The following is a 19,264-nucleotide window of genomic DNA, read 5'->3' as shown; positions in this document are numbered from 1 at the left end:
TACACCATGAGAAGAAATGGAGAAATCATTATAATAGAAGACGACGAAGATGACAGAAATTTTCTTAAAGATATCTTTGATAGTCTGGGCTACCCGAACAAAATTGTATTCATTGAAGACCCTACACTTGCAATTCCTTATTTGTTAAAACCTCAGACAAATCCTTTTCTTATTCTTTCGGACATTAATATGCCGAAAATTGATGGATTCGAACTTCGCAGCCAGATTCTTGCTCATGACGGAATAAGTCAAAAATGTGTGCCTTATATTTTTCTTTCTACTTCAAAAAATCCTGAAAATGTAACTAAAGCTTACAATTATAATGTGCAGGGTTATTTTACGAAAGAAGAAAATTTCCCAACATACAAGTTAATGATTCAAAATATCATGGAATATTGGCGTACAAGTTTAACTCCTTCATCGTCTCATTAATTAGATCAAAAACTTTGGTGTAATCTACTGAATCTTAAGATAAAGAAATAGTTAGATTATTGTAGTACAGATTTGAGCATACTAATGAGTTCATCATAACTATTGGGCTTACTCATATAGTGTATAATTTCTTTTTTTTGCAATAAGTCCTGAACAAATTCTTGGGAAGGCGTTGAAATCAAGATTACAGGTATGTCTTTCAGTTTCTCATGACTTTTTATTTTCTGCAGAAACTCTTTACCATTTAAAAGTGGCATATTGTAATCTAGAAATATCAAATCAGGAAGCTTTTCGGCGCTTTCTAATTTATTGAATGCATTAACGGGGTTACTTTCGACGCGAAAAACTATTTCTGTGTCGATACTATAGACCGCTTCCATGAATATTTCAGCGTCATCTATATCATCATCAATGAGTAGAATTTCTTTGTATAACATAATTTTATTCTTTTTTTTTTTGCGTGCTATTATCCCAATATACGGATTATTCTTTAATCAGGTTTAAATACTATTTCTATCTTTTGGGAAATCTGGCAGGAAAATATGGAATGTGCATCCTTCTCCTAATTGAGATTCTGCAAATAAAACTCCTTGATGATTCATAACAATTCTTCTGCACAAAGCAAGACCAATACCGCTTCCTGGAAAAATATTCTGTCCATGCAGACGTTTGAAAATTTCAAAAATTTTATTTTTATAATCTTCCTTAAAGCCAATTCCGTTATCGGTAAATGAAATATGATGATACTCGCCTAGTACTAGCGGAGAATCTGTAAACTGCGCTACATATTCTCGAGAAACTAAAGTCGAACTAACTTTAATCTGTGGTATAACCTCTGGATTAGTAAATTTTAAAGAATTACTCATAAGATTATAAAACAGCTGATTCATTTGTAAACCTACAGCCTGAACCACTGGCAGTTTTCCCATTTCAATCACTGCTTTTTTCTCTTCAATGGCCAGCTCAAAATCAGTCCAAATATTTTCTATTACCTTATTTAAATCTACAGGCTGTAAACTTTTCTCAGGTTGTATTAATCGAGAAAAACTCAGAAGATCTGAAATCAACTGACTCATACGCGCTGCTGAAAAAGAAATTTTTTCCACTAAAGTTTTCGGATTTCTTCCTGAATTTTCTTCCTGCAGCAAACCTGCAAAAATTCGAATTTTTCGTAAAGGTTCTTGAAGGTCGTGACTGGCTACATACGCAAATTGTGCTAGTTCTTCGTTAGAATGTTTCAAGGCATAGTTGGTCTGCTCCAAATCTAAATTAGAAGCCTGTAGCTCTTGTAAAACAGTTTCAAGTTCTCTGGTTCTAAGTGCTACTTCAATCTCCAGTTCCAATTGCAGTTCACGCTGAATCGTAATGTCTTGTGCTGTCCCGCTAATTGTTAGTGGTTTGCCCTCTATATCAAAATACGTTTGCCCAACAGCATGAATTACCTTTTCCTTTCCGCTTTCTCCATGAATAATGCGGTATTCAGCTTCGTACTTTCCGCTAGATCCTGCTTGTTGTGCGGCAAAGAAAGCCTCTGTTACCCGTTTATGATCTGAAGGCTTGATAAGCGCTTGTATATCTTGAGATGATACATGAGTACCATTAAGTCCAAACATTTCGGCATGGCGTTCAGAAACGGTGCTCATTCTTGTATTGACATCCATTGACCATGTACCTAACTGTGCTAGTTCTACAGCAGATCGAAGTGCTTCCTCAGCTTGTTCAATTTTCTTAATTGCATTGATCTCTGTTGTAACATCAGAACTTACATACAGTACCGCATATACTTCACCCTTACTATCCATCAAAGGCGTAAGACTTATATTGTGATACTGCGGCGTTTCTTCTGTAGTATGGATATCTGCTACCCCATTGGCAGCCAAATGTTCTCCACTGCGATAAACCTCTTGTACGGCTTTTATAAATTCAGGAGAACTTCCTTCCAAGACTGTAATTAAAGATTGTTGCTCTATTGAATCTCCTTTATTTATTTTCTTTATAAAGGGTTCATTTGCATTCTCAATAATTAAATCCTCGCCTACAAATAAACTTATAGATACAGGCGCAGCTGCCAATACCGAACGAAGTTTAGATTCGCTTTCTCGAAGTGCAATCTCCGTTAATTTACTCTGTGTAATATCAGTAGCATGAACAATTAAGCCAATTACTTTTCCTTCGTTATTTTTATGCGGCGTATATACAATACTAAGCCATCTTGTAACTCCCATTCTCGAAGGAGCAAACATTTCATATTTCTCCTGCTCACCTCCGTAAGCGACCTCAAGATGCGGAAGTGTTTTTGCATAGGCAGCTTCTCCCAAAAACTCCCGTACACTTTTACCAATGGCTTCATGTTCATTTACAGAGAACCACTCCATAAATACACTGTTATAAGTTTGATAACGCTGTTCTTCGTCCAGATAAAAAATCATGGCCGGAACAGTATCTCTTAATAACTGCAGATGGGCTTCACTATCTTCCATTGCTTTTTGTGCCATAACCTGTGCCGTGACATCAATAGCAATATCTAAAATTGCATAAATCTCTCCTGCCTTGTTACGCAGTGGTGTATACGAAATATTATAATAATTATCATTAAGGACTCCATTCTGGTTTATTTTGACCAGCGAAGCAGGTGAAATAAAAGGAACTCCCGTAGTAAAAATATCATCGAGTATTTTAAGGTACGCTTGGCCTTCAGTTATCAATTCTGGCATAGCCTCTCGCAGCGGAAGTCCTTTAATATCTGGTCCTTTACCTACTATATCAATAAAAGTCTGGTTAGGATATTCTATAATAAGATCCCGACCAACAAATAGACCTATACCAGCGGGAGCGGCAGCAATCAGGGTTTTTAATTTGGTTTCGCTCTCCTCTACTTCACGGCGGCTTAGGACCTGTTGCGTTACGTCGGTAGCTACTACCAATAAAACTGTTGCATCTCCAAGCGCATTGTGGTTAAGCTGATAAGTTAAGTCAACATACACATCTTCGAGCCTGCCTTTGCGGAGCAATTCTACTTCTACTTCTTTGGCAATATAGGCATTACCTGTTTGGATCACTTGCCTTAGAAGGTCGTCAAATCCCTGACCTTTTAGTTCTGGAAGTGCCTCCAAAAGTGGTTTCCCAATAATTTCATGAGGCTGGCGCCCTACCAATTCACAATAAAATTTATTAGCATTTTGAAAAATCAAATCTTCTTCTATACTAATAGTAGCAATACCTACAGGTGACTGTTCGAACATTGTTACCAACTCATCCTGACGTGCTATTATTTCCTGCTGGGCCCTAAATGATGAGGTAACATCAGAAGCCATAACGAGAATGGCATAAACAGTATTTTTCTCATCACGCAAAGGTGTAAGGGAGTAATCGAAATACTGTTCTAGATTCGATTTTTCGTTTCGAATTCTGATTCCAGAAATTTTATATTCTTCTCCCGTTACATAAACTTCATTGAGCTTTCTATATAAATCCTCGTAATCTTTACCTGAAAAGACTTCTTTTATCTTCTTACCGATAATAGCAATATCTTTTGACCAGTATTCCATCATTGCATCGTTGACCAATTCAATATAAAATTCACTGCCACGAAATAAAGCAGTACCAACAGGAGCTTTTTCAATAAGTGCACGAAAACGAAGTTCACTGACCTGCAATTGTTTTTCTTTTTCTTTTTCGGCGGTTATATCTATAGCAATTGCTGTAATATATTTTTCTCCCGCTGCATCTTTGACTAAAGAAATACTATTGTTAACCCAAATGACAGAACCGTCTTTACAGATGTAGCGTTTGGTAATTAGAAAATCCTTTCCATTTGCAATACAATCTTTTAAAAGGATCATATTGTTTTCTAAATCATCAGGATGAGTTAGTTCTCCCAGATTCATTTTTAATATTTCCTCTCTGCTGTAACCCAGCATTTGACAGTAGCGGTCATTCACTTCTATTACCCGCCCTTCAATATTGGCTTGTGCAATTCCTGCATTTGACTGCATTAAAACGCTGTTGAGCTGTGATCGAACAGATCCGGATTCTATAAGATCGGGAATTATTGCTGAATTTTCTGTACAGGTTACAAAAACACCTTCAATTGTATTATTGGAATTGAAAATAGTACTATATCCCAGAGTCAGGTATACGCGTTGTGAAACGTTATTTCTATTGAGAACTGTTACAATATTAGATTCAGATCTAGAAATACCATCATCTATCATATTATAAATAGCATCAGACACACTTTTCCATTCCAGCGGCAAAGTTTCTTTTAATGATTTTCCTAAAGCATGCGGATGCTTTTCTGTACCAGAAAGAAAGGGGCGAAAAGAATCATTATAAAAAAAAATCTTGTCTTTTCCCCATACAACAAACATAGGAATACTCGAACCAAATATAATACTCAAAGAAGTACGAAGACTATTCGGCCAAGATTCTGTTTCTCCCAAAGAGGTATTACTCCATTTCATTTCCCTTACTAGGGTTCCTAATTCTCCTCCATTTTTTAGAAATGAATTTTCGAATTCTTTTTTACTTAACTGCACCTGCGAAATATTTTGTTTTAAGTGGAAAGATAAAGCAATTTTAATGAATGACCAATTTTTTAGAAGTCCAGTATCGAAAAATCATTAACTAAATTAACTGTAATTACTTGAGCAATTACGTTCAATAATATAAAATAATAGATCATTTAGTTTATAAGTCATTCCCTATCTGTAAAAATTAACTTTAGTTAATCTTGTACTGATGCCAAAAAAACACCTGATTAGTTGATGGTCATTTTTTATTTATCTGACCTACTGGTAATTGTAGAACTATATATTGTAATATTATAAATACGTGACATTAGGATAATTTACATTTGATAAAAGAAAAATTACAACTTTTAACTAGCTAGAGATCTGACAAGTAAGGGTTATAATTTTTCAAAATTTCAAAGTATTTAACTAATAAGATATTTTATGAAAAATTTTCAAGACGAAAAACAACGCGATTTATCAATCAACAAATCAGATGGCACAAACAAATTTCTAACCACAGATCAAGGCCTGCGAATTAATGATGATAACAACTCGCTGAAAGCTGGAGAAAGAGGACCTTCTCTACTCGAGGATTTCATACTAAGGGAAAAAATAACGCATTTTGACCACGAAAGAATTCCAGAAAGAATTGTTCACGCACGCGGATCAGGAGCACATGGATTTTTTGAAGTAACCAATCCAATTCCAGAATTAACTAAAGCAGGTTTTCTTAAAGAAAAAGGTCTTAAAACTCCTGTTTTTGCAAGATTTTCTACCGTTGCAGGATCAAGAGGCTCTACAGATCTTGCTAGAGATGCCAGAGGTTTCGCAGTTAAATTTTATACTCAAGAAGGTATTTATGATTTAGTTGCAAACAACATTCCTGTGTTTTTTATACAAGATGCCGCTAAATTTCCCGATCTTATTCACGCAGTAAAACCAGAACCTCATAATGAAATGCCGCAAGCTGCATCTGCGCATGATACTTTTTGGGATTTCATTTCATTAATGCCAGAATCCATGCACATGATCATGTGGGTAATGTCTGATCGCGCCATTCCAAGAAGTTATAGAATGATGGAAGGTTTTGGAGTGCACACGTTCAGATTGATCAACGAAAGAGAAGAATCTGTTTTTGTAAAATTTCACTGGAAACCTAAATTAGGAACTCACGCTGTTGCTTGGGATGAAGCGCAAAAAATTTCAGGAAAAAACCCAGATTTTCACAGAGAAGATCTTTGGGAAGCAATTGAAATGGGTAATTTCCCAGAATGGGAATTAGGCGTTCAAGTAATTCCTGCTGAAGATGAAAATAAGTATGAATTTGATCTTCTTGACCCAACAAAATTAGTTCCTGAAGAATTAGTTCCGGTAACTATTGTCGGCCGAATGGTTCTGAACAAAAATCCAGATAATTTCTTCGCAGAAACAGAACAAATTGCTTTTCACCCGGGTCATATTGTACCAGGAATTGATTTTAGTAATGATCCTCTTTTACAAGGACGCTTATTTTCGTATACCGATACACAGCTTTCTAGATTAGGAAGTCCAAATTTTCATGAAATCCCAATTAACAGAAGTGTCGCTCCAGTTCACAATAATCAACGTGACGGACATATGCGTCAGGAAATTAATAAAGGTCGCGTAAGTTATCATCCTAATTCACTTGGCGGCGGCTGTCCTTATCAAGCAAAAATTGAACAAGGCGGTTTTGCAAGTTTTAATGAACGAGTTGATGCGCATAAAGTAAGAGAAAGAAGCGAAAGCTTTAATGATCATTTTGGGCAGGCAAAATTATTTTTTAACAGCCAAACCCCAGAAGAAAAAAGCCATATTGTAAAAGCATTGCGTTTTGAACTTGGGAAAGTAGAAACTACTGCCATAAGAGTTAGAATGTTAGGACTGCTTTCGCAAATTGATACCACTCTTGCTGAAAAAGTGGCTCTTGGACTTGGAGCTACTGTTCCGCCAATTTTGGAAACACCGATTAATAAAGGTGTATCTCCTGAAAACGAAGGCGGTCCTCAAGAACCTCAAACTGTAGAATCTAGTGTTTCTGCTTCAGAAGCATTGAGCATGATTAAAAATCCAACAAATTCACCAACAATTGCTTCTAGAAAAGTAGCCATTATTTGTTCTGATGGCGTTTCTGAAGCTGCTGTTCTGAATATGAAAAAAGCACTTAAAAAAGAAGACGCTAAGGGATGTATTATTGCGCCACATTTAGGGTCAATTATAACTGATTCTGATGGTGCAATTGCTGCCGAATTTAGTTTTTTAACGGCTTCATCGGTATTATTTGATGCTGTTTACATTCCACACGGATTAGGATTAAATACATTGGCAGAAAATGAAGATCTTCTAGAATTCGTTAATGACGCTTACAAACACTGTAAAGTTATTGGAGCAGATGGCGAAGCATCAGAAATCATCAGCAGCGCACCTTTTGCTTCAAAAATCACAAATGATGACGCTGGAATTATTATAACAAGCGATGTAGCAACTGAAGGATTTGCTCAAGATTTTATCGCTGCAATGACAATGCACCGTTTTTGGCAGCGTGAACCAAACTTATACAATTAATTTCAAAGAAAAAACACATGAAAAATTCAGAAAAACCTATAGAAAACAAAGCAGCAAAAAATAACAAGAATTTTGTTGAACCTGCATCAGATGCTGCAACAGAATTAAAAGATCTTTTTATTGACAGTCTTAAAGACATTTACTGGGCTGAAAATGCATTAGTAGGTGCTCTTCCAAAAATGGCTGACAACGCTACTGATCCAGGGCTTGCTAGTGCTGTATTAGAACATCTTGATGTCACAAAAAACCAAGTTAAAAGATTAGAACAAGTTTTTGATCTTTTAGGTGAAAAAGCCGAAGGAAAAAAATGTGAAGCAATGGCTGGACTTCTTAAAGAAGGAGACAGCATTCTTCTTGAAACTACTCCTGGAGCGGTGAGAGATGCTGGAATAATTGCCGCATCGCAAAAAATAGAACATTATGAAATTGCAACATACGGAACCTTAGTCGCTTTTGCCAAAACGCTGGGAGAGAATGATGCTGCAAAATTATTAACGCAAACTCTTGCAGAAGAAAAAGAAGCTGACTGCATACTGAATGATGTAGCTTTAAATGCAGTTAATATTGTAGCAGCCGAATAAACTTCTTCAAACATTTTAACTTATATTTTTCAATTTCACTAAAAAACATCTGTACAATGCAGATGTTTTTTTTTGATGAACGCAGAGTAAACTACTAGCCAAATTATCCAAACAATTATTCAAGCATAAAACTTCCAATACTTAAACCTAACTAACTGTTAATTATACAATTAATACAAATACATATGTAAAATTATAGACATAAAGCAAGTGTACTTTTACAGTATAAAAATTTAAAAAAAATAACATTATGAATACTTCAAACACAAAAAAAAGCACTGATAGTGCTAAGGCATCAGATAAAAAAACTGATAAAAAAGAAAGTGCATCAAAAAGCAATTCTAAAGATGATTCTAAGAAAGATTCAAAAGTTGCTTCAGATACAAAAAAAGGAACAACCACAACTAAAAAATAGTGATGTATGAATTTAGATGAAAAAGAAAATTACGGGCAAAAAGACCAGTATTTTCAAAACGACCGAGATGAATATGAAGATCCAGATATTGATTTGCCTCCTGTAGATCATTCTATCACAGAAAATGCAGAACCAGATTATAGTACGGATTTCGTTATTAATGAAGATGCCAATCTTGAAGAAGAGGACGATGATGATTTAGAAAATGATCTTGACGATGAAGATGACGAAGATCAAGATTCTGAAGAAAGTATTAAGAAAGAAAGAGACAGTTATGATAACGAATAATGATATTCTCTTACAGCAAGCCGCCTAATTTAGGCGGCTTCTTTATTTATATGGCCTTAAACAGGCAGATAAATCCAAAAAGTTGTTCCTTCTTCAGGAATACTGGTGAAGTTAATAATTCCGTTATGATTTTCAATAATACGTCTGCAGAGAGCAAGACCTATACCATTTCCGCCATACTGATCTCTTTGGTGCAGACGCTGAAACATATCAAAAATACGGCTTGAATATTCATTATTCATTCCGATACCATTATCTGCAATCGAGATTACGTGAAAGTTACCTACAGGAGCAGCCTGATCAAAAGATTTGTCGCTGCTAGCTGAGATTTCTTGATAAGATATAGTTACCGCTGGTTGTAAAGTATTAAATTTTAACGCATTATTTATCAAATTATAAAATAACTGACGAAGCTGAGGTTCAAGCCCAGTCACAGTTGGAAGCACATTTACGTTTACAATTGCATTTTTTTCTTCGATAATCAGGCTTAAATCATCTAAAGTTTCTGAGATGACTTCATTAAGATCAACTTTGCCAATAAATTTATCATGATTATTAATACGCGAGTAATTCAGTACATCTGATATTAAATTGGACAATCGGCCCGCAGCAGAGGTTATCTTATCAAAATAATACAGTTGTTTCTGCTCTTCAGTCAGATGTTCTGATGCGCGTGACAGCATGATCATAATTTTTCGAAGTGGTTCCTGCAGGTCATGACTGGCTATAAAAGCAAATTGCTCCAGCTCTTTATTTTTGAATTTTAATTTTGAATTTGCACTTTCGAGCTCAAGCTGAATCTCCTTTAATTCTGAATTGTCTTTTAGGGCTTCAACAATCATTTTCTGAGCATTATTATTGACAAAATAAATAAGCCAGCTGCTAAAAGAACCATCTTCAGATTTATTAGGTATAATAGAAACATTATGCCAGATATAATAATCATCTTTTTTAATTCTAATATCTGCCGAAAAATCTCCTCTAATCTTTTTGGCTCTGCTCCATCCTTCAATCAAAAGATCTATATCATCATCATGTATAAAAGTACTTATGCTTTTTTTATCAAAAGAACTAAAAGGTGCTGTTAAATAGGCTTCGAAGGCATTATTTGAAAGCAGTACATTATTGCGGTCATTTACAATACAGATTAAAACAGGAATAGTGTCAACTAACTTTCTATAGCGATTTTCACTTTCTCCAAGCTTTTCGGAAAGTGCTACAAGCTCAATATTCTTTTTTCTGATTTCATCATAAGCAGATATTGGCGGTTCGTATTTAAAGTAGTCTACCAATGTCTTTATTTTTGCATCTGAAAGAAGTCCTGGTGAAGGCACTTGATGACTGAGAGTGGTTTTTGAATGGTTATCTGTATAAATATATTCTATATTTCCAGATATTTTGGCTGCATATTTATACGCCTCGGGATTGCATTTTTTCAGATCAACTTCATCCGTAAGAACAGCCAATATCTCTTTTTGAGTAGCTCTGATAATATTAATTCCTAATACCAGTACAGAGTTTTTTCCATTAGCTATGGAACATCTTGCTACTTCTGAAACTGCTGTCGAAAATCTGGTTTGAGCCTGTAAAGGCATGCCACACATTTCCGCAATTTTCATTGAACGCTTATGGGCCAGTATAAGGTCCATTTCATTATCAAGATTAATTTTTACAATTTCCTTCATAATCCCTAAAATATTTTTCCAACCAAAATTGTAGCATCATCTGTTCCTCTTACATTGTCTTTATATAAAGCCGAAGCAATAATACCAGGACTTTGCTTAATTATCGAAGTCAGCTCAGCGAGATTCCATCTAGTACGGAGTCCGTCGCTGTGCATAATAATAATTTGATGTTTTTGATAAGGAACAACCGTATTGTTTAAGGTACGTGGTATATTATGCCCAATAATACCATTGTAAGGCGTATAAGTTTTATTATCAAGTCCGTTATAGATACGTGTATTGATATTTCCTATACCGCATATATTCCAAGTTTCGGTTGTATAATCTGCGCAGGCAATAGTTGCGACAAGTCCCCTGCTCTTTTTAGCGTGTTCGTGAACATATCGTAAAATAGATGCTGGATCGTTCTCTGTACATTGTTTAAAGGCTCTTATAGCCTGCTGTACGGCTTCATTTGCTTTTGCACCGTGACCTAATCCGTCGCCGCAAAAAATCTGAAAACCTTTTTTACTATATTTAATGTAATATCCATCCCCGCAAACTCTTTCACCAGGATAATTTACACTTATAGCAGAAAGGTTTAATTCATTTTCTGAATGGATAACGGAAAAATCAGCCTTATCACAAATTTTTATGTACTGCACAGTACCCCATCCGCGCATGGAGTAAATCTGAAAATCATTACTTAATCTTTTGATTGCTCCAAGTCCCTGACCAAGTGTATTTGAAGTAGAGTAACCATCATTCATTATTTTGGTTACATTTTCAATTCCTATTCCTTTATCCAGACAGTAAATTTCTATTTCATTATGACTTCCGTTGTAATGCGCTCTATAAAGCAGATCACCGCCGTCGGCATATTTAATAAGGTTAGAAGTAAGTTCTGCAATTATAATATCCGTTTCAGCAGCTCTGTGTGGTGTAAAACCTAACTGTAATGCTAAATTATGTATTTCTCTTTTTATAAAAGCAATTAAGCTTCTATCGTCAATTTTGTAAACGGAAAAAGTATTATCCATTTTTCCATTTTATTATAGTAACGGTTGTGCCGTTTCCTAATTCGGTTTGTATATCAAATTCATTCACTAGTCTTTTTGTCCCTGGCAAGCCAAGTCCAAGACTTTTTCCGGTGCTGTATCCATCCTGCATAGCCATTCCAATATCTTTTATTCCCGGTCCTTTATCAATAAAAGTCACACGCACGCCATTATCGCGTCCGTTGCTTACAGATTCAATAATTACTTTTCCTCCTCCGCCATACTTTAAAAGATTACGGACGAGTTCGCTTGTGGCCGTAATTAATTTGGTTTGATTTAAAATACTCATTCCAATCTGTACGCCATATTCCTTTACACGATTGCGTAACGGAACTACATCCTGCTCTTTTACAATAAGCAGTTCTTCTTTATTCGTTGCTGTCGTCATATACCTGCTCCTCGTTATCGCCATTGTACATTTTCGCGCGAAGCAAATCCATGCCTTTTTCAACGTTTAAGGCACTTATAACACCATTTAAAGATAATCCAAGTTCGACGAGTGTAATAGCCACTGCTGGCTGCATACCTACTACGACTGTTTGTGCATCCATAATTTTTGACATTACCGCAATATTTCCTAAAATTCGTCCCATAAAAGAGTCAATAATAGAAACCGCTGATATGTCAATTAGGACACCCTTTGAATTATGTTTATTTATAGTATTTATTAAATCAGATTCAAGATTTTCCGCTAATTGGTCATACAAATCTACTTGTATTGTAACTAGAAGAAAATCTCCCATCTTGAGTATAGGAATTCTTTCCATTTCAATAATCTTAATTCGTTATTTTCTCTTCACAACCGTAAGCTGAAGCATGTCAAAAGCTGTTTGAAGAGCGCTTGCAAGTGAAGCTTTCGTAATAATTCCTGTAAGATCTATTCCTAAATGCACTACAGTCTGCGCAATTTCAGGACGAATACCACTAATGATACATTCTGCTCCCATTAATCTGGTTGCACTTACCGTTTTTATAAGATGTTGTGCTACAAGCGAATCTACTGCAGGCACTCCTGAAATATCAAGTATAGCAATAGAACTTCCTGTATCAACAATCTGCTGTAAAAGATTTTCCATTACAACCTGAGTTCTTGAGCTGTCAAGTGTACCAATAATAGGCAGTGCCACAACGCCATCCCAAACTCTAATAACCGGAGTAGAAATTTCGCTGATTTCATCAATTTGTCTAGCGATAACATCTTCACGTCCTTTCATATAAGATTCGAAAGTCAGAATCGTCATATTGTCCAAAAGTGTACTTAGCTGTAAATTTGCGTCGTATAATTTTGAAGATTCAGGCTCAATTTCTGAAAGGATTTTTGAAGCAGCTTCTTTAAAAGCAATTAAATACTGAGCATTTTCACGAGGTGAAAAACCACGTCTCCCTCTTGAACTTGAAATTCCAATTAGCAGATCATTTACTCTCTCAAATTCTTGTGAGTTTGTATTGCCGTTTGAATGCTGTAAGGCGTCTAATAAAAGGGCTGCGAACTCTTTTGATTCTTCTTCTTCTGTCGCCCCATCAGTAGAACCATTTGCTTGTAAAAGCTGAGACCATGTAGTCAATAATTTGTTTTGGTGCTCTTTCAAGCTTCCAAGGAGATTATTTTGCATTTGCTGTGATATTTGGATATTTATGTAAATATAGACAAATAATTCTCCATAATTTCCAATTCAAGAAAATACATGTAAAAAAAAAATTACTAAATTTTGAAACTTTTATCGTTTTATATGACAGGTAATTACTTATTAATTTTGAGAAAAATTGTATGAAGCAATTATAAAAATTTAAAAAATCATCATACAAACAACCTTAATTTTTTGCTTCAACATTTAGTTGTTATTAGGTTATTTTCAGGAAATAATACTATGCTAATGCCTTGCAGGATTCAAAAAATTCATAAGCTCTTTTTTCTGCATAGGAATACGTTGAATTACGCAGCGGAAAAGCGCAGTGACCTCCATATTTTGGAGTTTCCAGATACACGTATTCACTTTCTTTTGCTATAGCTCTGGGATAACATCTTTCACCTAAAAAAGGATCATCAAGCGAATTGATAATTAAAACCGGAATGGTAATATTTTTAAGTGAAAATTCAGGGGAAACCTGCTGGTAATAGTCATCTCTGCTCGCAAAACCATGCAGCGGTGCCGTAAAATATTGATCCACTTCATCAAACGAAGAAATTTTATCGATTTGATCACGGTTAATAAAATCAGGAAACTGAGCCGCTTTATATTTGAGTTTTCTTTTAATATCAATTGTAAAATTCTTCAGATAAACTCTGTTGAATCCTTGTTTGAGTACTTCTGCACTGGTGGCAATATGAGTTGGCACTGAAATAGAAACCCCTGCTTTTATGCGTTCGTCGAGTTTTGTCCAGCCAAAATAATTTAAAAGCTGTACACCGCCCATTGAATATCCGATTAAATAAACTTCTTCGAATCCTTTTTTTAAAACAAACTGCACGACCTCATCCAGATCGTCAACTGCACCATGATGATAAAGTCTTGGCAGGCGGTTCATTTCTCCTCCACAGGTACGATTGTTCCATGCAAAGACTGAAACTCCTTTTTGCTGAAAATAAGCTGCACAGCTGTTATTATAAGTTCTTCTGGAATCTCCTTCTAAACCGTGGCACAGAATAACCGCTTTTTTAGGATCATTTATCATAAAATCGATATTGATAAAATCACCGTCATTTAACTCCAGTTTTTCTCTTGTGTATCCTGGCACATCAAACTTCTTAAACAAAGCAGCATAAATAGTAGAAACGTGCCTGTTTCGATGAATAATAGAAGGAAAATCATATTCTGATTGTTCAATTAGTGGCATGATAAAAAAGATTTAATGTGCTTTATACAAAGCTAAGAAATCAATCGATAGGAAATTTAATACAGCCTTTTTAATTTCAATTTTCTGAATTATTAATAATATGCGAATGTGTTTTTTAAGGAAAAAATACATTTATGTCTAGATCTTGCAAAATCGAAATGCTATTATGTAATAGCTCATTCTCTGAAAACAAATAAATTTGAAACGATTTACTAAAAAATACAATTATGAAAAATCTATTAATGCTTTTATTATCAATTTTCTTTTTTTCATGTCAATCAAAAGAAAATAAAAACACTTCTGTATCTGACTCAGATTCAATTGCTACCAATAAAGACACTTTAACTACTAAAATGGTCACGAATACAAAAGAAGAAATAAACAAACAAGTAGGTGACACAATCTTCATGGATTCTAAAAATGAGCAAGGTTTATTTATTGCTGATGGTTTACTGGATTCTATTCATCCAAAAGTATATGTTAAGTTTAAAAATGAAGATTTAGGCGAATTGAATGGCAATATTATTCCAGCTGCAGGCAAAGGAAACATTCGTTTCAATCAAATTATTTTCCCAAATAAAAATTCAGACGGACCTTTTGGAATGGATTTGAAAATTCCGCTAACGCAAAAAGGAAACCATATTATTGTAATTGGACATTCGCAAATGGCTGACAATCCTTATTGGGGTAAATTTAAGGTGCAGCTTGAGAATAAAAAGAAATGATAAATATAAGGTGTTAATTAAATTTATTCTGCTAAATTTATATAAAAACCTAAATTACAATATTTTACAAATAAATTCTCAGAACTTAATCTAGATTAATCGATAGGCTGTTGCCTCCTATATAAATTTGTAAAAGAAATCTAAGAAAAAAAAACAGATAAAAACTTAGATCTTAATAACAAATACCAAATTGGGATATTCCTAAATTTATTAATCTTAAAAAACCAAAAAAATGAGTACAATTACAGTAAAAGACGGAACAGAAATTTATTATAAAGATTGGGGAACTGGACAACCAATTGTTTTTCACCACGGATGGCCTTTATCAAGTGATGATTGGGATGCACAAATGATGTTTTTCTTAAAACAAGGATATCGTGTTATTGCACATGATAGACGCGGGCATGGTCGCTCTGGTCAAAGTTCTGAAGGAAATAACATGGAAACCTACGCATCAGACATTGCGGAATTAACAGCTGCACTTGATCTAAAAGATGCTATTCATATTGGCCACTCAACCGGCGGCGGTGAAGTAATTCGCTACGCAGCAAAATACGGGAAAGAACGTGTTGCAAAAGCAATTATTATTAGTGCAGTAACGCCAATTATGATAAAAAATGAAGCCAATCCTGATGGTGTTCCGCTATCTGTTTTTGACGAAATAAGAGAAGGTACTGGATTTAATAGAGCTCAATATTTTTATGATTTTCCAATTGCTTTTTACGGATGGAACCGCGAAGGAAAAGAAGTTCAGGAAGGAATTAAACATAATTGGTGGCGTCAGGGAATGATGGGTTCTGTTTTAGCACATTATGAAGGAATTAAGGCTTTCTCTGAATCTGATTTTACAGAAGATCTTAAGAGTTTAGATATTCCTGTTCTTGTACTGCATGGAGAAGACGATCAAATTGTTCCTTATAATCAAGCACCGAAAGCTGCTAAATTATTGAAAAACGGTAAACTAATTTCTTATCCAGGATTTCCTCACGGTATGCCAACAACTGAAGCTGCGACTATTAATAAAGATATTTTAGAATTTATTAAATCTTAAAAATAACGAACTGCTTTTCTAAATAAAAAACCTCCAAAATATTTTGATTTGGGAGGTTTTTCGTTTTTAGGTAATTATGATTTTGGCTAAAAAACAAATACGGCTCCTATTAAGGATACCGCATTTATCAAACTAATTCAATTAAAAAAAACTATAAACTTGCTTTCACTTCACCGCAAGTCAACATATTTTTGGGATAATAAGGATTTTTGATTTCCTTACTGTCACTCACCCATCCTGCCCCGGTCATGGGACAAACTTGTAAAAACAATGCAGTATCTTCTGCTTTGAATTTAGGTGCCAGATCCCAAAACTTGACAGACAATGATTGAAAAACTTTGCGCTGTTTATTGATGTTTTTTGTTGAAGCAACTTCGGCTGCAAGTTCTATGATTTCTTTTCTTTTTATCGTTGCTTCGTTCATTTTCTCGAGAGTTAGTTTTTTAAACTTAAAACTCTGTAATGAATTCTGTAATGCTGTGGCATTTTTTACAACTGCAATACTATCTGAAATTAGAAGGTTGTTTTTTAAAGCCAGATAATTGTTTGTGATTTCTTTTTTCTGTGCTTCTCGTTTTGCTGTCAATTCCGGAGCAACTTCTTCTTTTGATGTTAACTGAGCCTGAGCCAGACTGCTTAAACAAATAAATGCTAGTGCTATTATTTTTTTCATATTGTAGTTGTAGTGGTATTAATTTTTGAAAGGATTTTATCGATTTCAATCAAAATACTTTCGAAATGTTCTTTATTTAATCCTGCTGTTCCGTTCATTAGTTTTGTAACATCAGCTCTTAATTTGACCAAATGTTGTTTTCCGTATAATCGTACATCACTGCGCTGCGCTGTATTTAAAGCTTTCCCTGGGTCTGCCTCTTTAGGCAATAACAACAAGTTTAGTTTTTCAATATAACTACGCTGTAAACCTCTTCTGTAAAAATCTAATTTTTCATTCCCGCTAAAATTTATCCATACGGTTTGCCCCAGATCGTTTAAAAATTCAGGAACGGTATAAGCTCCTTCTGACTGCATTGCTTTAAGGCTGATGTTATAAAGCATTCCAGAACTCAAAAGCATATTTAATACCTGATTTTGCTGATCTGCTATTTGATCTTCCGTTTTTAAAGCAATTAATTGATTAATTTCCTGCGGATACATCCAAAGAGGCGCAACAAACAATTGTCTTCCTACGTAATCAATCGCTGCTTTTACTTTTGCTTTTGGAACGGGCTGGTATACTACACCTTTTTCATCGACAGTTCTTTTAGTGATGTAGTTGTTACCTATATATTTTAGTACGTGATATAAATACAAACCATATTGTCTTACAACTGCTTTGTGCATATCTGATAAATTATCATATGCATCATTTGGCTGATACGTCCATTGAATAAGATTTGGAACTACACGCTTTAAATTTTTGATTCCGTAATCACTTGCAGTTACTGCATCGTCACTAAGATCTTCTGTCTGACTGCGCGGATCTTCATCTTTTCCTTCTCCTCCAAACCATAATTTAGGATTTGCAGTTAAGCTGTCAGTCGTTAGTTTTGCAAGCATTTTTTCTTCTTCAAACTCATCTTTTGCTTTTGGAAAATAGCTGTATCCCCATTTAAGAGCCCATTTGTCATAAGCGCCAATTCGTGGATAAATACCTTGCGGACTAATATTATCTTCTGGCTGTGCAACATAGTTAAAACGTGCATAATCCATTATAGAAACGGTATGTCCATTTGCTTCAACCCATTTTTTATCTCTTAATTTTTCTACCGGAGTTGCGCTGCTCGCTCCCATATTATGACGTAAACCAATTGTATGACCAATTTCATGAGAAGAAACAAAACGAATTAATTGCCCCATTAATTCATCATCTAAATGCATTTTTCTAGCTCTGGCGTCTAAAGGTCCTGCCTGAATCATGTACCATCTCTGCACTAATTTCATCACATTGTGATACCAGCCAACATGGCTCTCGATGATTTCTCCACTTCTTGGATCACTCACACGTGGTCCGTAAGCATTTGGTGTTTCAGAAGCATAATATCTTACTACAGAATATCTTGCATCTTCTAAACTCATTGTTTTATCGTCTTCCGGCCATTCTTTACCCACAATTGCATTTTTAAAACCTGCAGCTTCAAAAGCTTTCTGCCAGTCGTTGATTCCTGCAATTAAATACGGTCTCCATTTTTTTGGCGTTGCAGGATCGATATAATAAACAATTTGTTTTTTAGGTTCAACCAATTCGCCATTTAGATATTTCTTAATGTCTTTGTCTTTTGGTTCCAAACGATAACGCTGAATTATGAATTTCGTTTGCGCACGCTGCTCATCATCATCGAACAAAACATATTTATTGGCAAAAAAACCAACTCTTTCATCGGCAAAACGTTTGCGCATTGGTGTTTTTGGCAATAGTACAATAGAAGTATTTAATCGTAAGGTTACACTTCCGCTGCTCGCTGTTGAGTTGGTGTACGTTTTTGTTGTTTTTACCTCAATGTTAATTGGATAGGTATCGATCGATTCAATAAAAGATTTATCATCTGCAAGAGAGGTTAGTTTTTTCTCTGTTTTCTCTTTACTTTCCAAAGAAAACATTGGATTATCTTTCTTGAAGGCATCAGTTACATCAATAACAACATTTCCCGTTTCAGGATTGGTTGTTTTTATTGGAAAAGCGGCCACAATTGGATTTTCATTACTACCTGCTAATGCTTTTGCAAGCATAGAATCTGCGTTGCGGACATCTTGTTTGTATTGTAACGATCTTAAAAAAACGGTATTATTTGCTCCTTTCTCAAAATAAATAGTCTGCTCGTTGGCTTTTTCACCGCCAAAAACCCCCATTCCTTCTGGAGTAGAAAGGTATCTTGTTACGACAAGCATATATCTATTAAATAAGCTGTCGGGAACTTGAAAGTAAAACTTCGTATCTACCTGGCTAATCGTAAAAAGACCAGCTTTATTTTTAGAATTGTCTTTTATGATTTTCTCGTAGGGTTGTAAACCTTTCGGCTGTGTACTCGTACTATCCGCTTTCTTTTCGGGCGTTTGGGCAAAACCATGCTGGTGAATAGCCACCAGCATGATTGTTAAAATAAATAATTTCTTCATGAGA

General features: G+C 35.0%; 17 protein-coding genes. 7 read left to right on the top strand and 10 right to left on the bottom strand.

From position 1 onward, the window contains the following. The first annotated feature begins 6 nt into the window (after nucleotides 1–6). Nucleotides 7–432 (top strand): response regulator, encoded by a 426-nt coding sequence (locus EDB96_RS09055; RefSeq protein ID WP_057116356.1) that lies wholly within the window; start codon nucleotides 7–9, stop codon nucleotides 430–432. 56 nt (nucleotides 433–488) lie between these two features. On the opposite strand, the gene EDB96_RS09050 is transcribed toward EDB96_RS09055, so the two are convergent. Together EDB96_RS09050 and EDB96_RS09045 are read right to left on the bottom strand one after the other, a co-directional pair. After that, a complete protein-coding gene (locus tag EDB96_RS09050; RefSeq protein ID WP_057116357.1) occupies nucleotides 489–869 on the bottom strand; it encodes a response regulator in 381 nt (126 codons plus the stop codon). Nucleotides 870–932: 63 nt separating this feature from the next. After that, nucleotides 933–4,688 (bottom strand): PAS domain S-box protein, encoded by a 3,756-nt coding sequence (locus tag EDB96_RS09045; RefSeq protein WP_208326189.1) that lies wholly within the window; start codon nucleotides 4,686–4,688, stop codon nucleotides 933–935. Nucleotides 4,689–5,387: 699 nt separating this feature from the next. On the opposite strand from EDB96_RS09045, the gene EDB96_RS09040 reads away from it, so the two are divergent. The 4 genes from EDB96_RS09040 (at nucleotide 5,388) to EDB96_RS09030 (ending at nucleotide 8,813) form a co-directional block, all read left to right on the top strand. After that, on the top strand, nucleotides 5,388–7,529 hold the full coding sequence (locus EDB96_RS09040; RefSeq protein WP_134140261.1) for a catalase: 2,142 nt from the start codon (nucleotides 5,388–5,390) through the stop codon (nucleotides 7,527–7,529). Between the two features lie 17 nt (nucleotides 7,530–7,546). Next, nucleotides 7,547–8,110, top strand: a complete 564-nt coding sequence (locus EDB96_RS09035; RefSeq protein ID WP_134140260.1) for a ferritin-like domain-containing protein — start codon at nucleotides 7,547–7,549, stop codon at nucleotides 8,108–8,110. A 250-nt stretch (nucleotides 8,111–8,360) separates the two neighbouring features. Next, on the top strand, nucleotides 8,361–8,525 hold the full coding sequence (locus EDB96_RS21045) for a hypothetical protein (protein ID WP_157848504.1): 165 nt from the start codon (nucleotides 8,361–8,363) through the stop codon (nucleotides 8,523–8,525). 6 nt (nucleotides 8,526–8,531) lie between these two features. After that, entirely contained in the window at nucleotides 8,532–8,813 is a 282-nt protein-coding gene (locus EDB96_RS09030; RefSeq protein ID WP_134140259.1) for a hypothetical protein, read from the top strand. Nucleotides 8,814–8,869: 56 nt separating this feature from the next. Here the strand turns inward: EDB96_RS09030 and EDB96_RS09025 are convergent, their stop codons facing one another. The 6 genes from EDB96_RS09025 to EDB96_RS09000 form a co-directional block, all read right to left on the bottom strand. Beyond that, a complete protein-coding gene (locus EDB96_RS09025; RefSeq protein WP_134140257.1) occupies nucleotides 8,870–10,498 on the bottom strand; it encodes a sensor histidine kinase in 1,629 nt (542 codons plus the stop codon). A gap of 5 nt (nucleotides 10,499–10,503) precedes the next feature. Next, nucleotides 10,504–11,517, bottom strand: coding sequence for a SpoIIE family protein phosphatase (locus tag EDB96_RS09020; RefSeq protein ID WP_134140256.1), 1,014 nt, complete (start codon nucleotides 11,515–11,517; stop codon nucleotides 10,504–10,506). Next, nucleotides 11,510–11,923, bottom strand: a complete 414-nt coding sequence (locus EDB96_RS09015) for an anti-sigma regulatory factor (protein WP_057116364.1) — start codon at nucleotides 11,921–11,923, stop codon at nucleotides 11,510–11,512. The genes EDB96_RS09020 and EDB96_RS09015 overlap by 8 nt, the downstream gene beginning before the upstream one ends. Continuing rightward, a complete protein-coding gene (locus EDB96_RS09010) occupies nucleotides 11,904–12,278 on the bottom strand; it encodes an STAS domain-containing protein (protein WP_243839326.1) in 375 nt (124 codons plus the stop codon). Before EDB96_RS09010 ends, EDB96_RS09015 begins: the two co-directional genes overlap by 20 nt. Before the next feature lie 42 nt (nucleotides 12,279–12,320). Beyond that, nucleotides 12,321–13,148 carry an STAS domain-containing protein gene (locus EDB96_RS09005; protein WP_134140255.1) on the bottom strand — a complete coding sequence of 276 codons (828 nt, stop codon included), beginning with the start codon at nucleotides 13,146–13,148 and terminating at the stop codon, nucleotides 12,321–12,323. Nucleotides 13,149–13,401: 253 nt separating this feature from the next. Next, nucleotides 13,402–14,370, bottom strand: coding sequence for a YheT family hydrolase (locus EDB96_RS09000; RefSeq protein ID WP_057116367.1), 969 nt, complete (start codon nucleotides 14,368–14,370; stop codon nucleotides 13,402–13,404). 227 nt (nucleotides 14,371–14,597) lie between these two features. Here EDB96_RS09000 and EDB96_RS08995 point away from each other — a divergent pair, with 227 nt between their 5' ends. Both EDB96_RS08995 and EDB96_RS08990 read left to right on the top strand, forming a co-directional pair. Further along, nucleotides 14,598–15,095 (top strand): hypothetical protein, encoded by a 498-nt coding sequence (locus EDB96_RS08995; protein WP_134140254.1) that lies wholly within the window; start codon nucleotides 14,598–14,600, stop codon nucleotides 15,093–15,095. A 232-nt stretch (nucleotides 15,096–15,327) separates the two neighbouring features. Then, complete coding sequence (locus EDB96_RS08990; RefSeq protein WP_134140252.1) at nucleotides 15,328–16,146, top strand: alpha/beta fold hydrolase; 819 nt, start codon at nucleotides 15,328–15,330, stop codon at nucleotides 16,144–16,146. A gap of 151 nt (nucleotides 16,147–16,297) precedes the next feature. Here the strand turns inward: EDB96_RS08990 and EDB96_RS08985 are convergent, their stop codons facing one another. Both EDB96_RS08985 and EDB96_RS08980 read right to left on the bottom strand, forming a co-directional pair. Further along, the gene (locus tag EDB96_RS08985) at nucleotides 16,298–16,819 is read right to left on the bottom strand and encodes a DUF3347 domain-containing protein (protein ID WP_134140250.1); all 522 of its coding nucleotides are present in this window, start codon (nucleotides 16,817–16,819) and stop codon (nucleotides 16,298–16,300) included. Then, the gene (locus tag EDB96_RS08980) at nucleotides 16,816–19,260 is read right to left on the bottom strand and encodes a zinc-dependent metalloprotease (protein WP_134140248.1); all 2,445 of its coding nucleotides are present in this window, start codon (nucleotides 19,258–19,260) and stop codon (nucleotides 16,816–16,818) included. The genes EDB96_RS08985 and EDB96_RS08980 overlap by 4 nt, the downstream gene beginning before the upstream one ends. Nucleotides 19,261–19,264: the final 4 nt, after the last annotated feature.

The organism is Flavobacterium sp. S87F.05.LMB.W.Kidney.N (assembly GCF_004366435.1).
GTDB lineage: Bacteria > Bacteroidota > Bacteroidia > Flavobacteriales > Flavobacteriaceae > Flavobacterium.
This window is presented reverse-complemented; position numbering and strand designations above follow the sequence as displayed.

What these genes read in the sequence shown, in the direction of transcription:
- EDB96_RS09055 (WP_057116356.1), top strand. Translation starts at nt 7, where the DNA reads ATGAGAAGAAATGGAGAAATCATTATAATAGAAGACGACGAAGATGAC.
- EDB96_RS09050 (WP_057116357.1), bottom strand. Translation starts at nt 869, where the DNA reads ATGTTATACAAAGAAATTCTACTCATTGATGATGATATAGATGACGCT.
- EDB96_RS09040 (WP_134140261.1), top strand. Translation starts at nt 5,388, where the DNA reads ATGAAAAATTTTCAAGACGAAAAACAACGCGATTTATCAATCAACAAA.
- EDB96_RS09035 (WP_134140260.1), top strand. Translation starts at nt 7,547, where the DNA reads ATGAAAAATTCAGAAAAACCTATAGAAAACAAAGCAGCAAAAAATAAC.
- EDB96_RS21045 (WP_157848504.1), top strand. Translation starts at nt 8,361, where the DNA reads ATGAATACTTCAAACACAAAAAAAAGCACTGATAGTGCTAAGGCATCA.
- EDB96_RS09030 (WP_134140259.1), top strand. Translation starts at nt 8,532, where the DNA reads ATGAATTTAGATGAAAAAGAAAATTACGGGCAAAAAGACCAGTATTTT.
- EDB96_RS09025 (WP_134140257.1), bottom strand. Translation starts at nt 10,498, where the DNA reads ATGAAGGAAATTGTAAAAATTAATCTTGATAATGAAATGGACCTTATA.
- EDB96_RS09020 (WP_134140256.1), bottom strand. Translation starts at nt 11,517, where the DNA reads ATGGATAATACTTTTTCCGTTTACAAAATTGACGATAGAAGCTTAATT.
- EDB96_RS09015 (WP_057116364.1), bottom strand. Translation starts at nt 11,923, where the DNA reads ATGACGACAGCAACGAATAAAGAAGAACTGCTTATTGTAAAAGAGCAG.
- EDB96_RS09010 (WP_243839326.1), bottom strand. Translation starts at nt 12,278, where the DNA reads ATGGGAGATTTTCTTCTAGTTACAATACAAGTAGATTTGTATGACCAA.
- EDB96_RS09005 (WP_134140255.1), bottom strand. Translation starts at nt 13,148, where the DNA reads ATGCAAAATAATCTCCTTGGAAGCTTGAAAGAGCACCAAAACAAATTA.
- EDB96_RS09000 (WP_057116367.1), bottom strand. Translation starts at nt 14,370, where the DNA reads ATGCCACTAATTGAACAATCAGAATATGATTTTCCTTCTATTATTCAT.
- EDB96_RS08995 (WP_134140254.1), top strand. Translation starts at nt 14,598, where the DNA reads ATGAAAAATCTATTAATGCTTTTATTATCAATTTTCTTTTTTTCATGT.
- EDB96_RS08990 (WP_134140252.1), top strand. Translation starts at nt 15,328, where the DNA reads ATGAGTACAATTACAGTAAAAGACGGAACAGAAATTTATTATAAAGAT.
- EDB96_RS08985 (WP_134140250.1), bottom strand. Translation starts at nt 16,819, where the DNA reads ATGAAAAAAATAATAGCACTAGCATTTATTTGTTTAAGCAGTCTGGCT.
- EDB96_RS08980 (WP_134140248.1), bottom strand. Translation starts at nt 19,260, where the DNA reads ATGAAGAAATTATTTATTTTAACAATCATGCTGGTGGCTATTCACCAG.